This is a genomic window from Pseudomonas sp. WAC2 (assembly GCF_030403525.1).
Classification (GTDB): domain Bacteria; phylum Pseudomonadota; class Gammaproteobacteria; order Pseudomonadales; family Pseudomonadaceae; genus Chryseomonas; species Chryseomonas luteola.
Window position 1 is genome coordinate 733,781 of the sequence record NZ_JAUEPD010000001.1, and the last position, 16,298, is coordinate 750,078.

Below are 16,298 nucleotides of genomic sequence, written 5' to 3' on the forward strand. Positions count from 1 at the left end.
GAGATCACATGAGCGATTCTGCATTCCGCCCGGCGAGCCTAGTGCTCGCCACGGTCGGCCTGTCGCTGGCCACCTTCATGCAGGTGCTGGATACCACCATTGCCAACGTGGCCCTGACCACGATTTCAGGCAATCTAGGCGTAAGCTCCGAGCAGGGTACATGGGTAATCACATCGTTTGCTGTCAGCAACGCGATTGCCCTGCCCCTGACCGGCTGGATGGCACGTCGCTTCGGTGAGGTAAAGTTGTTCCTTGCTGCGGTGGTGCTATTCGTCATCACTTCGTTCCTGTGTGGCATCGCGCAATCGATGCCACAACTGGTATTTTTCCGGGCGCTGCAAGGGTTCGTGGCCGGGCCGCTATATCCCATGGCCCAGACGCTGCTGCTATCAATCTTTCCGGCCGCCAAGCGAGGGATGGCCCTGGCGCTCCTGGCCATGGTCACGGTGGTGGCTCCCATCATTGGCCCGATTGCCGGTGGATGGATCACGGATAACTACACCTGGCCCTGGATTTTCTTTATCAACGTTCCCATCGGTATCTTTGCCACCCTGGTGGTTTGGGCACAGCTGGGCAAAAAGCCGGAGCAGATCATTCGGCAGCCGATCGACTATGTGGGCCTGACGCTTCTGGTAATCGGTGTCGGTGCGCTGCAGGTTGTACTGGATAAAGGCAATGACCTGGACTGGTTCGAATCAAACTTCATTGTCATTGGCAGCTTGATTGCCGTCATCGCGTTGATAGCCTGTGTAATCTGGGAGCTGACCGACAAGCATCCCATCGTGAACCTGCGGCTGTTCAAATACCGTAACTTCACATTCGGAACGCTGGCCCTGGTACTGGGCTATTCAGGCTTCTTTGGCATCAACCTGCTTCTACCTCAGTGGCTCCAGACCCAGCTGGGTTATACGCCGGTCTGGGCGGGTCTTGCCGCTGCGCCGATGGGATTTTTGCCTGTGTTCCTGTCGCCGCTGGTTGGCCGGTTCGCCCATAAGACAGACCTGCGCCTGCTTGCCGGGGGCTCCTTCCTGGTGATCGGTGCCTCGTGCTTCATGCGTGCCACGTTCAATACCGAGGTTGATTATCGCCATATCGCCGAAGTGCAGATGTTCATGGGGCTGGGAATTGCGCTGTTTTTCATGCCTACGACTAGCATTCTGTTGTCCAGCCTGCCGCCTAAAGACATTGCGGACGGCTCCGGGCTTGCGACATTTTTACGGGTACTGGGCGGTAGTTTCGCGTCGTCACTGACGACCTGGATCTGGGCACGCCGCGCCACGTTCCACCATGCTCAGCTGACCGAGCAGGTAACGGTATACGACCCAGCGACACGGGACTACATTTCGATGCTGGGGGGCCCTTCTCACGCCACGTACGCCCAGCTCGATCGCGTGGTCGAAAGTCAGGCCTATATGCTGTCCACCATTGACTATTTCACGTTGCTCGGCTGGATGTTCATGGGCCTGTTCCTGATCATCTGGCTGGCCAAGCCACCTTTCGGCGCCAAGGGCCCCGCTCCTGCAGGCGGCGATCACTGACAAAAAGGCCGGCATGAGAACATGCCGGCCTTTTGTTTTGGCGATTGATCAGTCGACGCAAATCAGACCGCAGCGAAGAAAAGAAAAACAATACACAGCATGCCGAGGGCCCATACCTTGGAGCGCTGGGATGCACGGTCCTTGATATACAGCCAGGTATAAATGATACGGCTGACCACGAACAGGAGCGCCAGGAAATTGATCGTTCCCTGAGCCGCACCTCCGGTGACATGCGCCACGATCACGGCAGCGGCAAACAGTGGTGTAATTTCAAACGCATTCTGCTGCGCTGCGTTGGCACGCGCCCGGGGCCCTTCCAGCTTGGCAAGGAAATCACGTGGATGCCGGTTATTGTCCGGCGTAAAGCCACTGCCGGTAAATTTTGCGTACGCCGCGGCGCCATAGGGAATGAGGTAGGCGAATAGGATGCACCAGTAGCCGAACGTCATGGGAATTCCTTGAATTGGCAGACCTGATAGTGACCTGTTTATAAGCCAAAGGTTAGGGGCTTTTCCAGACCCTGCACGCTTGATGCCCGCCTTCCAGCGAGACGGACATATCAACAAGATGATCCAGGCACCCTCATGGCCTTGGCTACCGTTGTGACTTCTGTCCGCAGCCGTTGCCCTAAAAAACAGTAACTTTCCGCGTCTATAGGTGTTCTTAATGAGAACTACCTAATGCCATCGTGGCCTCAACTTTCTATCCGCTGTATTGAAAGGATGTTCAATGCTTGAACTCGCCGCTGCCTTTATCTGTTTTACTGCGCTGCTCACTTATGTGAACTACCGGTTCGTCGGTCTGCCGCCCACGATCGGCGTCATGGTGATTGCACTGGTGTCCAGTGTGCTGCTGCAAATTGCATCGGCGCTGGGGTTTCCCATGCTGGAGGAAACCATTGAAAGGCTGATCCAGCGAATCGATTTCAACGAATTGTTGATGAACTGGATGTTGTCATTCCTGTTGTTTGCCGGTGCCTTGCACGTCAACGTTCAGGATCTTCGCAGCTACCGCTGGCCGATCGGCCTTCTGGCCACCCTGGGCGTTCTCGTTTCTACTGCACTGCTCGGCGGAACGGCCTATTACGTCTTTCCCTTGCTGGGCTGGCATGTAGATCTGGTGTATTGCCTGCTGTTTGGCGCGCTGATTTCTCCAACCGACCCGATTGCCGTTCTTGGAATACTGCGTTCAGCCAAGGCGCCAAAATCACTGGAAATCACCATCGTGGGTGAGTCCCTGTTCAATGACGGCGTTGCCGTTGTGGTATTTACCGTGCTGCTCGGCATTCTCGCCTCCGGCGAGACACCCTCCGCCGGGCACGCTGTCATGCTGTTTGTCGAGGAAGCCTTGGGCGGCATCCTGTTCGGCTCGGTGATCGGCTATGTCACCTACCGGATGCTCAAAAGCATCGATCAGTACCAGATCGAGGTGCTCCTGACGCTTGCGCTGGTTATTGGCGGCGCTGCCGTGGCTCCCCACCTGCATGTATCCGGTCCGATTGCGATGGTCGTGGCCGGCCTGTTCATCGGCAATCGTGGCCGTGAAAAAGCGATGTCCGATACCACACGCCGCTATGTGGACGGCTTCTGGGAGCTGATCGACGAGATCCTCAACGCCATGCTGTTCGTGCTTATCGGCATGGAGCTTTTGCTACTGCCTGTGACAGGACTGCACCTGGCCGCCGCTGTGGCCTTTACCCTGGCCATCCTGCTTATCCGCTGGATCAGCGTGACACCGGTCGTGATGCTGACGCCGCACTGGCGACACATGGCCAAAGGCACCATGGGCATTCTGACCTGGGGCGCACTGCGGGGTGGGATTTCAGTGGCGCTGGCCCTATCGCTACCAGCAGGGCCGGAACGGGACCTGATCCTGACCATCACCTATATACTGGTGTTGTTCTCCATCCTCATGCAGGGCCTGACCATCGGTCGCGTCGTACATCGCGTGACAGGTAACGCTCCCTCGGAGCCTGATCAGCACGGGCACTAAGCGTCACCGGTGCTACGGCCGTCCTGACCGTAGCACCGCCCAGGTGGCCTTTCGTCGGTCACCCAGCCATTCCTCCCGCCTATTGAGCCAGGTCAGTATGCACTGACGGCTGCCTGTCTATCCTTGCGCTAATCAAGGCGTACTCCGCGCCCGCACTGACTGTCAGGGAGGTGTTATGACAGACCTCAGCGCCCGCGTGACCATCAACGGCCACAGTATTGAGACTTCAACCAGCCGCTCGCTTCTAGAGGCGGTGATCGACTCTGGACAGCCGCTCACCGATGGTGTCGGCTGCATGGGACAAGGTGTATGCGGCTCCTGCCGCGTGCTGCTGCGCCGCAAGGATTCGCGTGAAGTCACGACGGCCCTGGCTTGTGAAACCGCCGTGGGGGACGGCATGCAGGTCAGCTTTCTGGATCATCTGCCGATGAACCGCCATCACACCTACACCACCAATGACTGGGACGATACCTGGAACCTGCTGGACCGCATCAACAGCGCCTTTCCCGAAGCCAGCCACTGTCGGCACTGCGGTGGATGCGACCGTGCCTGTCCCAAACATCTTGAAGTCCAGAAAGGCGTAAACCTGGCCGCGTCGGGCGATTTGAGCGCAGCCAAGGTGTTCGATGAATGCATCATGTGCAACCTCTGCACCATTGCCTGCCCGGAACACATCTCGCCCAACCACCTGGGGCTGTACATTCGCCGGATGACGGCATCCGTGATGTTGCGTCCTTCCGACCTGCTGCTGCGACTACGTCAGATCGACCTGGGCGTCATGCCGGTCGATCCAAACGTCGAGCTCACCTGAGGATTTGGCCATGAGCGGAATTGCCTACGAACTTGCCCTGGCGAACCTGAGCCGGTGCGACGGCATGGCGCCCCCGGCAGTGGACAAAACACCATTGTTGCAACGCTATCACCCGGACTACCAGGAGGGCACTCGTACTCGCCTGAGCATCGGGGCCAACCGCGGTGATGAATGCCCCTCCCGGCTGGCCGCTCTACTGCAGAGCAATGCGCAGATCAGTGATGCCGATCTGGCAGGTGCACCGGTCATCAATACCGAAGTACTGGTCATCGGAGGCGGCGGTGCGGGCTGTGCGGCCGCGCTGACAGCCGCCGAACAGGGGCGACGCGTCATCCTGGCGACCAAGCTACGCCTGGGTGACAGCAATACCGTCATGGCGGAAGGCGGGATCCAGGCCGCTGTCGGTGAAGAGGACAGCCTGCAGCGTCACTTCGAGGATACCCTACGCGCCGGCCACCTGTGTGCAGACCGTACGCTGGTGGCTCGCCTGGCAGAGTCGGGACCTGATTGCATTCGTTGGCTGATTAGCCGCGGCATGCTGTTCGACCTGGCCGAAGGCAGCCCGGTAGGTGGCAAACTCTTGCGCAAGAAACCCGGCGGTGCAACATGCGCCCGCATCCTTTCCTACCGTGACTATACCGGCCTTGAGCTGATGCGCGTCCTGCGTGAGGCCGTGGAGCTGGATGACCGTATCTCGCTGTGGAATCGCTGCCCGCTGGTAGAGCTGCTCTCCAACGAGAGCGGCCAATGCGTAGGAGCCGTGCTGTACAACCTCGACTGGCATGGGTTCATTCTGGTACGCGCCAGCCGGGTAATCCTGGCGACAGGCGGCGCGGGACGGCTGCACCTGAACGACTTCCCAACATCCAACCACTACGGTGCAACCGCAGACGGACTGGTGCTCGCCTATCGGATGGGCGCTCGACTGCGGGAGCTGGATTCGTTCCAGTACCACCCGACCGGCCTAGCCTGGCCTTCGCACTTGGTTGGCGGCTTGATTTCCGAGGCGGCGCGCTCTGCAGGCGCCTGGCTGATCAATGGTGAAGGCAGGCGCTTTGTTGATGAGCTGCAACCACGCGATGTAGTGGCCGCTGCCATTCTCAAGGAGTGCGCAGAGGGCCGTGGGGTGGAGCGTGACGGTAATCTGGGCGTCTTCCTGGATACCCCCGGTCTTGAGCGCAGGCATCCAGGCATCCTGGAAGAGCGACTGGTCAGTCTGGGGCATCTGGCCCATCGCTGCGGAATAGATCCCAAGGTCGAGCCCATGATGGTACGGCCTACCCTGCACTACCAGAACGGCGGTGTGGAAATCGACGAACACGGCGCGACAGCCATACCCGGCCTGTATTGCGCAGGCGAAATCAGCGGTGGCATCCACGGCCGTAACCGCATGATGGGCAATGCCTTGCTGGAAATCATCGCGTTCGGCCGCCGGGCGGGGCAGCATGCAGGCGCGACAGCCAGTCCGAAACCCGCCCCCAAGGTAGGTCTTTATCACCTATACGACTGGCAGCGGCAAATCACATTGGCAGGGCTGCCCACCCATGTCTGCGGCCCCTGTCTGTTTCCTGATTACGGCAATTTTGATCTGCGCCGCGATGTGGCCCTGCGTGCCAGCGCACCCGGTGCCGTTCAGGCCATGCTGGCCGGCATGACACCGTCCTGAGGAGTACCGTCATGAGTTTCACACCTGTTCTGCTCTCACCGTCAGCCCAGGTCGGAGCCAATCTGCAAGCCTGGTTCGCTCAGGGCGGCGGCCAGGGATTACGTCAGGCACTGGCCGCGCCACACGCCATCATCCCCCTTCTGGAGGAAGCCGGCCTAAGGGGTATGGGAGGTGCCGGCTTTCCTACCCATCGCAAATGGGCACCTGCGGCTGCGCAACCGTCATACCTGGATAAATACGTCGTCTGCAACGGCAATGAAGATGAGCCCGGCACCTTCAAGGATCGCGTACTGCTGGAAAAATCTCCACATCAAGTCATCGAAGGTGCACTGATTGCCGCCACGGCCATTGGGGCCAACCATGTACTGCTCTATGTGAACCCCCATCAGCACGCGTCCGTCGTGTCATTGAGACAGGCCGTACAGCAATGGCAGACAGAGCCGCTCTTTCAGGAGCTGGCAGCTCTGCAGGGTCGACCAATTGACCTGCGCGTAGTGGAAAGCTCGGGGCTGTACATTGGGGGCGAAGAAACAGCCGTTATTGCCACCCTCGACGGAGGCTTTCCCTTCCCCCATCGCAAGCCGCCTTACCCGGCCGAGTGCGGGGTGGATAACAAGCCCACCCTTATCAACAACACCGAGACACTGGCCAACGTCTCGCATATCCTGCGGCACGGTGCAGACTGGTATCGCCATCTGGGTATGGGCAGCGCTGCAGGTACCAAGCTCTACTCGCTTTCCGGCGATGTGCTCAAGCCGGGGCTGTACGAACTGCCGATGGGTACATCGCTGCGCGCGCTCATTTTCGAGCACGGCGGCGGCATGCTGCAGGGCCGCGCCTTCAAGGCCGTCTTTACCGGCGGCCCATCTAATACACTGTTAACCGAACAGCACCTTGATGTAGCGCTGGATTTCGATTCTGTGAAGGCACGCGGATCCAGCCTGGGGACCGGGGCCATGATTGTGATCTCCGAAGGCACCAGCATCGTACGCAAGGTGGCCGAGTATGTGGACTTCTTTGCTGCAGGTTCCTGCGGGCAATGTCCACCTTGTAAAACAGGCACTTATCAGCTGTCTCGCCTGCTACGACGGATCGATACCGGTGGCGGTCTGCACAGTGATCTGCGTGCCCTGGAAAGCTTGTGCGAGTTACTGCCCGGCAGCGGGCGCTGCGGCTTGATCGACGGCGCAGTAACAGCCGTGCGTAGCTCACTGATGCAGTTCAGGGAAGATTATCAGCGGCAACTGATCGACTAATCTGCGACAATTGGCCGCTCTAGCGCGCTTATCAATGGGGCAGAATACGACCTATTGATTAGGGCGCTAACGTTAGTTTTGGTCTACGGTGCCCGCAGCTCCGCCCCGTCATGACAATGATAAGACTGGAAAGCGGGCATGCTTCTATTCTTGCTGTGAGGTTCCACTGATGAGTGATCGCATCCGCCACCCCGCGTTCGCTGCCCTACGCATGTCTGCCGAGCAGGCAGCTCGCCATATTCGCCATGGCATGACCGTTGGCATGAGCGGTTTTACCGGCGCAGGTTACCCCAAGGCCGTTCCTGGTGCCCTGGCCCAGCACATCACCGAAGCCCATGGCCGAGGCGAGCCGTTTCGTATTCGTGTCCTGACGGGCGCATCCACTGCGCCTGAACTGGACGGTGCGCTGGCCCGCGTCGACGGTATCGAGTTGCGTGTACCGTTCCAGTCCGACCCCGAGCTGCGCAGCCGCATCAATGCCGGCCAGCTGGATTACATGGATATCCATCTGGGGCAACTGGCCGAAAAGGTTCGCTACGGTTTTTTCGGCAAGGTTGACATTGCCGTGGTGGAAGTAACCGCCATTCGTGAAGACGGCAGCCTGGTGCCCTCCTCCTCGGTCGGCAACAACAAGACCTGGCTGGACATGGCCGATGCCGTGATTCTGGAGGTGAACCGCTGGCAACCGGATGCGCTCGACGGTATGCACGACATCTTCTATGACACCGCCTTGCCGCCCAACCGTACCCCTATCCCACTGACCCATCCGGGTGAGCGTGTAGGTGAGCCTTATTTGCAGGTGCCGTTGGAGAAAGTAGTGGCCGTGGTCGAGACCGACGCGCCAGACCGCAACAGCCCGTTCAAAGCACCGGATGCTGCCTCCAAGGCCATTGCCGAGCATATGATCGATTTTCTGCGCTTCGAAGTGCGTCAGGGGCGTATTCCAGCAAATCTGCTGCCGATTCAATCCGGGGTGGGCAATATTGCCAATGCCTTTATGCAGGGGCTGGGTGAAAGCGAATTTTCCGGCCTGACTGCCTTCACGGAAGTGATTCAGGACGGCATGCTGGAACTCCTGATCAGTGGCAAGATGGATCTGGCGGCCGCTACCTCGTTCTCCCTGAGCCCCGCCGGTATCGACCGCTTCCTCGAACACTCGGAGATGCTGCGCAAGAAAATCATCCTGCGCCAGCAAGGCGTGAGCAACCACCCCGAGCTGGTGCGTCGCCTGGGCTGTATCGCACTCAACGGAATGATCGAGGCCGACATTTACGGCAACGTGAACTCCACGCACCTCATGGGCACCCAGATGATGAACGGCATCGGTGGCTCGGGCGACTTTGCCCGTAATGCCTACCTGTCAGTCTTTATGGCGCCGAGCACGGCAAAGAATGGCCTGATCTCCACGATTGTGCCGATGGTGAGTCACGTCGATCACACCGAGCACGATGTCAGTGTCATCGTGACCGATCAGGGTCTGGCTGATCTGCGCATGCTCAGTCCTAAGCAGCGTGCCAAGGTCATCCTGGAAAAATGCGTTCACCCCAGCTACCGCGACATGCTGGCGGACTACATCGATCGGGCCAACAGTGGCAGCTACGGCAAACATACGCCTCACCTGTTGCCGGAAGCCCTCTCCTGGCATGAACGCTATCTGGTGACGGGCAGCATGTTCCGTCCGGAAGCCAATCAGGCACAGGATTGATCCTGCCCTGACGAAAAAGCCCCAGCGCCTGATAGACGCTGGGGCTTTTTTATACGCTCTCAAGGTGGGGCAGGGTCACCTAATGCGCCAGCTGCTCCCGCACAGACCACATACCCACGGTATGCAGAAGAGGTCTGTGTAACTCGAAATCGGGTTGGTCAGCTCAGGGCCTTGATCAACTCGTCTTTCTTCATGCGCGAGCGACCAGTAACACCTTGCTCTGCGGCTTTCTTCATTAGCTCATCACGTGTCATGTCACTCAGCGATGTACTGCCGCGACGTCCGCGCGTGGACGCGCTACGACTGGGTGAGCGTCCTGAATTCGGCGAATGCCCATGCTTGGTTGCGACCGCACGGCGAGCAGAATCCTTACGATCAGCGCGCTTGGCCGTCTCGCTTTTCTGTGTGCCGGAGCCACTCTTGTTGCCGCCACCAGACTGCTTGTTGACGGTAGCCCAGGCACGCGCCTCCGCCTGGTCTTCCGACATGCCCTTGGCTTCGTAGCTTTCCTCGATGTGCTCGGCCTTGCGCTTTTGTTTATCGCTGTAGGTTGACTTGTCGCCGCGTGGCATAGGTGCCTCCTGTTCAGACGGATCAGTCTTCGGCTTTGATCGTTGCTACGTCATCAGCCCGGACGCGAATCTGGCGGCCGGAAACGTCTTTGAATTCATAGAAACCATCAGCAGTTTTAGTGTTGGGTTTGTCCTGGGTGATGTACTCGGTACCATCCTGCAGGGTCACAACCGTGGCAGTAGAACAACCGCTCAAAACAACAGCGCTCAGCAGCAGTAATACACCCGCAAAACTCTGTGTCAGGTTTTCCCTGAATGCGCGAATCATTGCGCTACTCCATCATCCAATCGGTGAATCGAAACATCACTGATGCCCACGATAGGCAAGCCCGGTTCGAGATCGAACAGCAGGTACTGTGCATCGTTGACGGCAATCAGATGCTTGACGGCCAGCTCACGAACCACATCGGTGACCGGTACATTCAGGTCGGCAATGCGGTCGGTGTGGGGTTCGCCCAGCAGTTTGTAGTGAATTTCGTACTCCTGGCCCATATCGCTCATGGCTTCGGTCTCCCTGAGTGAGATACACCTGTTTTGAGAGGTATAACCCTTCACTTGTTCTGTCACGCCCGCTGAACGGTCGCTTCGTTGCGGCCTGACAGATAAACGGTAAAGCCTGATTAGTTCCCTCTTCTCATCTGCTGAAGCAGAGCTTTGCACTGGTTGTCCTGACTGTTATTGCTCGGGGCCACAAGTGCCAGCAGGCCCGCAGCCGGGGCGGCAAATGTGGCAAGCAGTGCGGCAGCGGCGCCCCGTGCAGCCAAGGGCAAGGGTTTGACGCCTGGCGAAGGATTCTTCAATGTTCCCCGCACATACAAAGGCGAGCGGAGCGAGAAGATGCGATAGCCCTTGCTGTGCGGCTCAATGGACAGGTCAATCTGCTCGTTAGCAAAGTTCACGGTGCCGTCGATGTTGATCAAAGCGTTTTCCGTATCGAATACGAAGACACGCGTCTTCATCAATCCATTCGTGACCTGCAGATCCGACGCAGCGCAATTGATCGCTACCTCATCGTCACCAAACAGGCGGCTGACCAGATAGTTGCCCACATTGAGGCCAGCGATTTCCATCAGACTACGACTGATGGAGCCATCATTCATCAGCACCTTGAGTTCACCATTGCTGCTGCCCAGCAGTGCTGCGACCGAGTTACCCGTTCCCGTCAGGGTGGCATCACCGTTGAGTTCGCCAAAGCTGTCACGCATAGCTTCAACCGTAGGGAACAGCTGCTTGAGTTTGACGCCCCGTATGTGCAGATCCATCCGGGCGGGCATAGGGCTCTTGTCTCCCTCCAGGCGAACCGTGCTATTCAGCGCACCGCCTGCGGCGCCAAAGCGCAGTGGATCGATGAGCAGGACGCCATCGGTCAGCTTCAGATGCAGATACAGATCAGACAGCGGCAATGAGGCATTCTGAACGATGCGCTGGCCGGTAAACTTCACGTCGGCATCCATGGCGCGCCACCGTTCGGTACGAAACTCGGAGACAGGTAGCGCCTTGTTTGCAGGCTGTTTGTTCTCTTCACCGCGGGCCTGCTTCTGCTCGGCAGAGTCGGCGCCGATAAGAGGCGCCAGATCAGCAAAAAGCAGCTGATTTGAGGTCAGTTCGCCGGTCAGTTTTGGCCGTGGCTTGCCCCCTGTATATTGCAGATCCCCATGAAGATCGCTCTGCCCTACCTTTCCAGAAAAGTCCTCGTATTGGAAACGTGGCCCGGCCGGGTCGTTGAGGGCAACGGTAAGGTGTCCATCAGTCGAGTACGGCGCCGTTTCCGGGAGCGTTACGCCCGTCAGGCGATAGAGCTGCCCCAGGCTCTGTCCGGACAGTTTGAGCCGCAGATCCAGAGCCCCCAGCTTGAGCGGTTCGGTCAGTGTTCCGAAGACATTCAGGTGCGTGGCACCCGCGCGGACATCGGCCTGAATGGGAAAGGGTGCCTCCGGATCATGCAGTGCCAGTAGCCCACCGATCTTGCCGCTGCCCTCCACGGGTTGTTCTTTGTACCGGCCCTTCACGGTCCAGCCAAATTGCAGTGCCTGGGTCTGTTTGACATTGGCCCGCTGCCGCTGAGTCCCAGCCTGCCCAACGATGTCGGCATAGGCAATCGGCGCATCCAGTGAGGTGATGGTGGTTTTAACATGGGCCTGAACGATGTCATCGTCATAGGCAACGCGGCCGGCGTCAAAGCCAATGGTGCCGATGTCCACGGTCCAGGCTGAGGATGCTTCGCTTGGGTCCTTTTCCTGTTTGTCGCCCTGGTCAAAGGTCCAGGTATTACGGCCATCGGCCAGGCGTTGCAGGTTGGCTTCCGGCCTGGTCACGTCGATACGTGGGATATAGACCTGCTTGCTCAAAAGCGCCAGAGGCGAGATCCGCAACTGTACCCGGTCCAGGTGCACAAAGCGTGGATTGCTTGCCCAGGAGGGATTGCCGATCTCGATGTTTTCCGCCGAGATGTGCGGCCACGGGACCCAGGCCCGCCAGCCGCCTTGATCTGTTTCGCGGCGCCAGTCCACACCCAGATTGCCGTTGATGGCGAACGAACGGTTGAGTGCGGCTGACGCCTTGTCATTGAGGGTAGGCTTGAGCCGGTTCCAGTCGAACGTCGAGACGCAGACGATCATCACGACGATTAACGCCACCAGGATGCCTAGCGTCCAGACGATGATTTTCCGGGTCCGTGTCACGCCTTTTCTCCGTTTCGCCAGCCATCAGAAGGTCACGGCGTTATGCCATGTACCTACTACGTCAACGACGAACGGCAGTGGTTCAACCGCTTGCTCAGCGACCTCCAGAAATGTCGAGTATCGCACCGCTGGCATAAGAGGCCTCATCCGACAGCAACCAGATGATTCCAGCTGCAATCTCTTCAGGCTCACCTGCCCGGCCCATGGGCGTCGTGACACCAAGCCGCAAACCGCGGTCAGGATCGCCGCCACTGGCATGAATCTCGGTCAGGGTCAAACCAGGACGTACCGCGTTGACGCGCACGCCCTGCGGTCCCAGCTCTTTGGAAAGCCCTAGCGTCATGGTGTCGATTGCGCCTTTGGACGCGGCATAGTCAATGTATTCATTGGGCGAACCCAGCCGCGAGGCAACCGAAGACACATTTACGATCACCCCGCCCCGGCCGCCTCGCTCGGTAGACATGCGCCGTGCAGCCTCACGCGCACACAAGAAAGCGCCCAGGATGTTCACCTCGAACATGCGCCGCATACGGTCGATGGGCATATCGGCGAGCTGCAGGGACTGCCCCGTAATACCGGCGTTGTTGACCAACCCGTCCAGCCCGCCGAACTTGTGCTGAATGGTATCGAACATGGCCAGAACGTCCGCCTCGACGGACACATCGCCACGAATGGCAATCGCCTCGCCACCAGCCTGCTCTACCAGCGCCACACATTCATTAGCCGCCGTCTCGTCAGCCGTGTAGTTCACACCCACACGCCAGCCGCGTGCACCGGCCAGTCGCGCTGCTTCACGACCGATACCCCGGCTGGCGCCGGTAATCAGAATAATCTTGCTCATGGAGGCCTCTCTTATTCGGAAAGTCCGCTCAGCTTAGGCAGGAATTGGTGAGGGTGCGAGCGACAAGGCGAATAGGACAGGTGCTGTTACATATCGCGAATGACCTTGAGCCCCTCGTGATCGGTGTGCGGGGAGCCAAACAGGTCGGCATAGCGCATCGTCGCATTAGCATGTTCGCGCATTAGAGCTTCTGCACGTGCGCCCTGTCTGTTTACCAGGGCATCGACGATGGCATGGTGCTGCATGTGCGCAAAATTGAAGCGCCGATATTCTCGGGCCATGTCGTTGCGATCCACTGCCAGCGAGCTGACCGAGGCAAACGGCAAGTGATCGTTACGTGCCAAGGCATGACTGATCGCAGGATTACCGCTGGCCTCAATGATGACCTGATGAAAGCGCCGGTTGAAATCATGGTAAACCTCCATGTCTTCCTCGGTGACATAACCTTTGGCAAACAGGACATCTCCCGTGGCAAGGCACTGCTGCAAGGCTTCCTGAGTCGTTGGATCCAAACCGCGTTCTGCCGCCTGTCGCGCCGCCAGCCCCTCCAATACACCCCGGACTTCCACCGCACCTGCAATCTCTTCGCCAGTCACCGTCCGCACGGTATAACCACGGCCTTCGTTCTTGGACAGCAATCCTTCCTGCTCCAGCGTCCGAAAGGCCATACGCACCGGCATGCGCGAAACCCCCAACCGCTCGGCGGTAGGTATTTCCACCAGCCGCTCACCGGCCGGTAATTCACCGGACACGATCATTTTCCGTAATGTGACCAACACCCGTTGTCCTGGCTTGCTCATGAAGTCCTCTCGGCGCCGTAATCAATTCATCTTAGCGCAGGCAGCTTCCGGCTGGGCACGGCACCTGCGGCAGCTATCGTCAGGGAGCAACCCAGCGTTCGTCGAACCCAATGGCCGTTAATCGCACCAAAAATGGATCCAATAGTGACTTATAGATTGACTCAAGATCTGTATAGCGCGAAGTATTGGATCCAATAAAAACAAAACAGCCCTGCGAGGAGCCCACCATGTTCCCGAAAAATACGTGGTATGTAGCCTGTACGCCTGACGAGATCGCCGATAAACCGCTCGGTCGTCAGATTTGTGGTGAAAAGATCGTTTTCTACCGTGGTCCGGAAGGCAAGGTCGCGGCCCTGGAGGATTTCTGTCCTCACCGTGGCGCCCCGCTCTCGCTGGGCTTTGTACGTGACGGTGCCCTTGTGTGCGGCTATCACGGCCTGGAGATGGGCTGCGATGGCAAGACCGTTGCCATGCCAGGCCAGCGCGTTCGTGGTTTCCCCTGTATCCGTCAGTATCCGGTCGAAGAGCGCTACGGCTTCATCTGGGTCTGGACCGGCGAGGCCGAAAAAGCCGATCCTGCCCTGATTCATCATCTGGAATGGGCCGACAACCCCGAGTGGGCATATGGCGGCGGCCTGTATCACATCAACTGTGACTATCGCTTGATGATCGACAACCTCATGGACCTGACCCATGAGACCTATGTCCATGCCAGCAGCATCGGGCAGAAGGAGATCGACGAAGCTGCACCCATCACGAAAGTGGAAGGCGATACCGTCATCACCAGCCGCCATATGGAAAACATCATGGCCCCGCCCTTCTGGCGCATGGCCTTGCGCGGCAACAACCTGGCGGATGACGTCCCCGTGGATCGCTGGCAGATCTGCCGCTTCACGCCACCAAGCCATGTTCTGATTGAAGTGGGTGTGGCCCATGCCGGGCATGGCGGTTACGAGGCCGATCCCAAATACAAGGCCTCCAGCATTGTGGTCGACTTCATTACACCGGAGACCGAGACCTCTATCTGGTACTTCTGGGGCATGGCGCGCAATTTCAGACCTGAAGACGAGGCGCTGACGGCGACCATCCGTGAAGGCCAGGGCAAGATCTTCTCCGAAGACCTGGAAATGCTGGAACGTCAGCAACAGAACCTGCTGGCCTATCCCGAACGGCAACTGCTGAAGCTGAACATCGACGCGGGCGGCGTACAGTCGCGCCGGATTCTGGATCGCCTCATCGAAAGCGAGCGTAGCGCAGCTGCCCCGCTGGGCATGATTGCTACCGCCTGATGCCCCTGGCGCCTCCTTCGTACAGAGGCGCCTGCTATTGAGGTGGCTTGCATGGCAGGCCACTCAGCCGAGGATTTTATCGTGATCGACGTTCTGATCGTTTCGAAGAAAACCGAAGCCACGGACATCTGCAGCCTCGAGCTGGCCAGTGTCGATGGCTCACCCTTGCCGGAATTCAGTGCCGGCTCGCATATCGATGTGCACTTGCCGGACGGCATCGTTCGGCAATATTCGCTCTGCAACCCGCCAAGCGAGCGCCATCGCTATCAGATTGCTGTTCTCAAGGACCCCGCCTCCCGTGGCGGCTCGCTCGGCGTCCATCAGCTCAAGGAAGGTACACACCTCACTATCAGCGAGCCGCGCAATTTGTTTCCCCTGGCACATGGCGCCAAACGCAGCCTGCTGTTTGCTGGCGGTATCGGCGTGACGCCCATTCTCTGCATGGCCGAGCGTCTGTCGAATATGGCCGCAGACTTCGAGATGCATTACTGCACCCGCTCCGCCGATCGCACGGCATTCGTTGAGCGAATCAGCACTTCACCGTTTGCCGGTCAGGTACATTTTCACCATGACGATGGCCCCACGCAGCAGAAGCTGGATGCCACTCAAGTGCTGGGCCAGCCGGAGCCGGATGTACACGTGTACGTGTGCGGCCCGACAGGCTTCATGGAGTACGTTCTCAGCACAGCCAAAGCCAACGGTTGGCCGGAGCAGCAACTGCATCGTGAATACTTTGCGGCAGCACCCACCGACACCTCCAACGATGGCAGCTTCGACCTCAGGATTGCCAGCACCGGACAGACCCTGCATGTTCCCGCTGAACGTACCGCACTCGACGTTCTGCTGGAGGCAGGGTTCGACATTCCGATGTCCTGTGAGCAAGGCATCTGCGGCACCTGTCTGACCCGCGTGCTGGACGGTACGCCAGAACACCGGGACATGTTCATGACAGAGGATGAACAGGCTGCGAACGATCAATTCACGCCCTGTTGCTCACGCGCCAAGAGCGCTGTGCTGGTCCTGGATATCTGACAGGCCTGATGGACGCCCGTCAGGTCATCAGATCGCCATCAAAAGCTGTTCGTTAAGCGGCCACTCTTCTACGTCGGGAGGGCCGCGGTGTCGTATAAGTACTGCATCCGGTCTG

At 58.7% G+C, this 16,298-nt stretch carries 15 protein-coding genes; 8 read left to right on the forward strand and 7 right to left on the reverse strand.

Features of this window, described 5'->3' with window-relative positions:
* Positions 1 to 8 precede the first annotated feature (8 nt).
* Positions 9 to 1,538: a DHA2 family efflux MFS transporter permease subunit gene (locus tag QWJ10_RS03350; RefSeq protein ID WP_010796966.1), complete on the forward strand. Its 1,530-nt coding sequence runs from the start codon at positions 9 to 11 to the stop codon at positions 1,536 to 1,538.
* A 62-nt stretch (positions 1,539 to 1,600) separates the two neighbouring features.
* Here the strand turns inward: QWJ10_RS03350 and QWJ10_RS03355 are convergent, their stop codons facing one another.
* A complete protein-coding gene (locus QWJ10_RS03355; RefSeq protein WP_289924296.1) occupies positions 1,601 to 1,987 on the reverse strand; it encodes an MAPEG family protein in 387 nt (128 codons plus the stop codon).
* Positions 1,988 to 2,267: 280 nt separating this feature from the next.
* On the opposite strand from QWJ10_RS03355, the gene QWJ10_RS03360 reads away from it, so the two are divergent.
* From QWJ10_RS03360 to QWJ10_RS03380, 5 genes are all read left to right on the forward strand, one after another.
* The gene (locus QWJ10_RS03360; RefSeq protein WP_289924299.1) at positions 2,268 to 3,530 is read left to right on the forward strand and encodes a sodium:proton antiporter; all 1,263 of its coding nucleotides are present in this window, start codon (positions 2,268 to 2,270) and stop codon (positions 3,528 to 3,530) included.
* Between the two features lie 175 nt (positions 3,531 to 3,705).
* Positions 3,706 to 4,341 carry a 4Fe-4S dicluster domain-containing protein gene (locus QWJ10_RS03365; RefSeq protein WP_289924300.1) on the forward strand — a complete coding sequence of 212 codons (636 nt, stop codon included), beginning with the start codon at positions 3,706 to 3,708 and terminating at the stop codon, positions 4,339 to 4,341.
* Between the two features lie 10 nt (positions 4,342 to 4,351).
* A complete protein-coding gene (locus QWJ10_RS03370; RefSeq protein WP_289924304.1) occupies positions 4,352 to 6,007 on the forward strand; it encodes an FAD-binding protein in 1,656 nt (551 codons plus the stop codon).
* Between the two features lie 11 nt (positions 6,008 to 6,018).
* On the forward strand, positions 6,019 to 7,263 hold the full coding sequence (locus QWJ10_RS03375) for an NADH-ubiquinone oxidoreductase-F iron-sulfur binding region domain-containing protein (RefSeq protein ID WP_197872116.1): 1,245 nt from the start codon (positions 6,019 to 6,021) through the stop codon (positions 7,261 to 7,263).
* Between the two features lie 166 nt (positions 7,264 to 7,429).
* Positions 7,430 to 8,968: an acetyl-CoA hydrolase/transferase family protein gene (locus QWJ10_RS03380; RefSeq protein WP_232235520.1), complete on the forward strand. Its 1,539-nt coding sequence runs from the start codon at positions 7,430 to 7,432 to the stop codon at positions 8,966 to 8,968.
* A 158-nt stretch (positions 8,969 to 9,126) separates the two neighbouring features.
* Here QWJ10_RS03380 and QWJ10_RS03385 read toward each other — a convergent pair whose 3' ends face one another.
* The 6 genes from QWJ10_RS03385 to QWJ10_RS03410 all read right to left on the reverse strand — a co-directional run bounded on the left by QWJ10_RS03385 (position 9,127) and on the right by QWJ10_RS03410 (position 13,862).
* Positions 9,127 to 9,540 (reverse strand): Rho termination factor N-terminal domain-containing protein, encoded by a 414-nt coding sequence (locus QWJ10_RS03385; RefSeq protein ID WP_125887299.1) that lies wholly within the window; start codon positions 9,538 to 9,540, stop codon positions 9,127 to 9,129.
* A gap of 22 nt (positions 9,541 to 9,562) precedes the next feature.
* Entirely contained in the window at positions 9,563 to 9,808 is a 246-nt protein-coding gene (locus QWJ10_RS03390) for a YgdI/YgdR family lipoprotein (RefSeq protein ID WP_239382023.1), read from the reverse strand.
* Entirely contained in the window at positions 9,805 to 10,041 is a 237-nt protein-coding gene (locus QWJ10_RS03395) for a hypothetical protein (protein WP_010796957.1), read from the reverse strand. The genes QWJ10_RS03390 and QWJ10_RS03395 overlap by 4 nt, the downstream gene beginning before the upstream one ends.
* A gap of 119 nt (positions 10,042 to 10,160) precedes the next feature.
* On the reverse strand, positions 10,161 to 12,221 hold the full coding sequence (locus QWJ10_RS03400) for an AsmA family protein (RefSeq protein ID WP_289924315.1): 2,061 nt from the start codon (positions 12,219 to 12,221) through the stop codon (positions 10,161 to 10,163).
* Between the two features lie 94 nt (positions 12,222 to 12,315).
* Positions 12,316 to 13,062 (reverse strand): SDR family oxidoreductase, encoded by a 747-nt coding sequence (locus QWJ10_RS03405; protein ID WP_150348079.1) that lies wholly within the window; start codon positions 13,060 to 13,062, stop codon positions 12,316 to 12,318.
* Positions 13,063 to 13,148: 86 nt separating this feature from the next.
* Positions 13,149 to 13,862 (reverse strand): GntR family transcriptional regulator, encoded by a 714-nt coding sequence (locus QWJ10_RS03410; protein ID WP_074823272.1) that lies wholly within the window; start codon positions 13,860 to 13,862, stop codon positions 13,149 to 13,151.
* Between the two features lie 227 nt (positions 13,863 to 14,089).
* On the opposite strand from QWJ10_RS03410, the gene QWJ10_RS03415 reads away from it, so the two are divergent.
* Both QWJ10_RS03415 and QWJ10_RS03420 read left to right on the forward strand, forming a co-directional pair.
* On the forward strand, positions 14,090 to 15,151 hold the full coding sequence (locus tag QWJ10_RS03415) for an aromatic ring-hydroxylating dioxygenase subunit alpha (protein ID WP_010796952.1): 1,062 nt from the start codon (positions 14,090 to 14,092) through the stop codon (positions 15,149 to 15,151).
* An 81-nt stretch (positions 15,152 to 15,232) separates the two neighbouring features.
* Positions 15,233 to 16,183, forward strand: a complete 951-nt coding sequence (locus QWJ10_RS03420) for a PDR/VanB family oxidoreductase (protein WP_289924542.1) — start codon at positions 15,233 to 15,235, stop codon at positions 16,181 to 16,183.
* Positions 16,184 to 16,298: the final 115 nt, after the last annotated feature.

Bases quoted from the DNA above. Each gene is read 5' to 3' on its own strand.
- QWJ10_RS03350 (WP_010796966.1), top strand. From the start codon at position 9: ATGAGCGATTCTGCATTCCGCCCGGCGAGCCTAGTGCTCGCCACGGTC.
- QWJ10_RS03355 (WP_289924296.1), bottom strand. From the start codon at position 1,987: ATGACGTTCGGCTACTGGTGCATCCTATTCGCCTACCTCATTCCCTAT.
- QWJ10_RS03360 (WP_289924299.1), top strand. From the start codon at position 2,268: ATGCTTGAACTCGCCGCTGCCTTTATCTGTTTTACTGCGCTGCTCACT.
- QWJ10_RS03365 (WP_289924300.1), top strand. From the start codon at position 3,706: ATGACAGACCTCAGCGCCCGCGTGACCATCAACGGCCACAGTATTGAG.
- QWJ10_RS03370 (WP_289924304.1), top strand. From the start codon at position 4,352: ATGAGCGGAATTGCCTACGAACTTGCCCTGGCGAACCTGAGCCGGTGC.
- QWJ10_RS03375 (WP_197872116.1), top strand. From the start codon at position 6,019: ATGAGTTTCACACCTGTTCTGCTCTCACCGTCAGCCCAGGTCGGAGCC.
- QWJ10_RS03385 (WP_125887299.1), bottom strand. From the start codon at position 9,540: ATGCCACGCGGCGACAAGTCAACCTACAGCGATAAACAAAAGCGCAAG.
- QWJ10_RS03390 (WP_239382023.1), bottom strand. From the start codon at position 9,808: ATGATTCGCGCATTCAGGGAAAACCTGACACAGAGTTTTGCGGGTGTA.
- QWJ10_RS03395 (WP_010796957.1), bottom strand. From the start codon at position 10,041: ATGAGCGATATGGGCCAGGAGTACGAAATTCACTACAAACTGCTGGGC.
- QWJ10_RS03405 (WP_150348079.1), bottom strand. From the start codon at position 13,062: ATGAGCAAGATTATTCTGATTACCGGCGCCAGCCGGGGTATCGGTCGT.
- QWJ10_RS03410 (WP_074823272.1), bottom strand. From the start codon at position 13,862: ATGAGCAAGCCAGGACAACGGGTGTTGGTCACATTACGGAAAATGATC.
- QWJ10_RS03415 (WP_010796952.1), top strand. From the start codon at position 14,090: ATGTTCCCGAAAAATACGTGGTATGTAGCCTGTACGCCTGACGAGATC.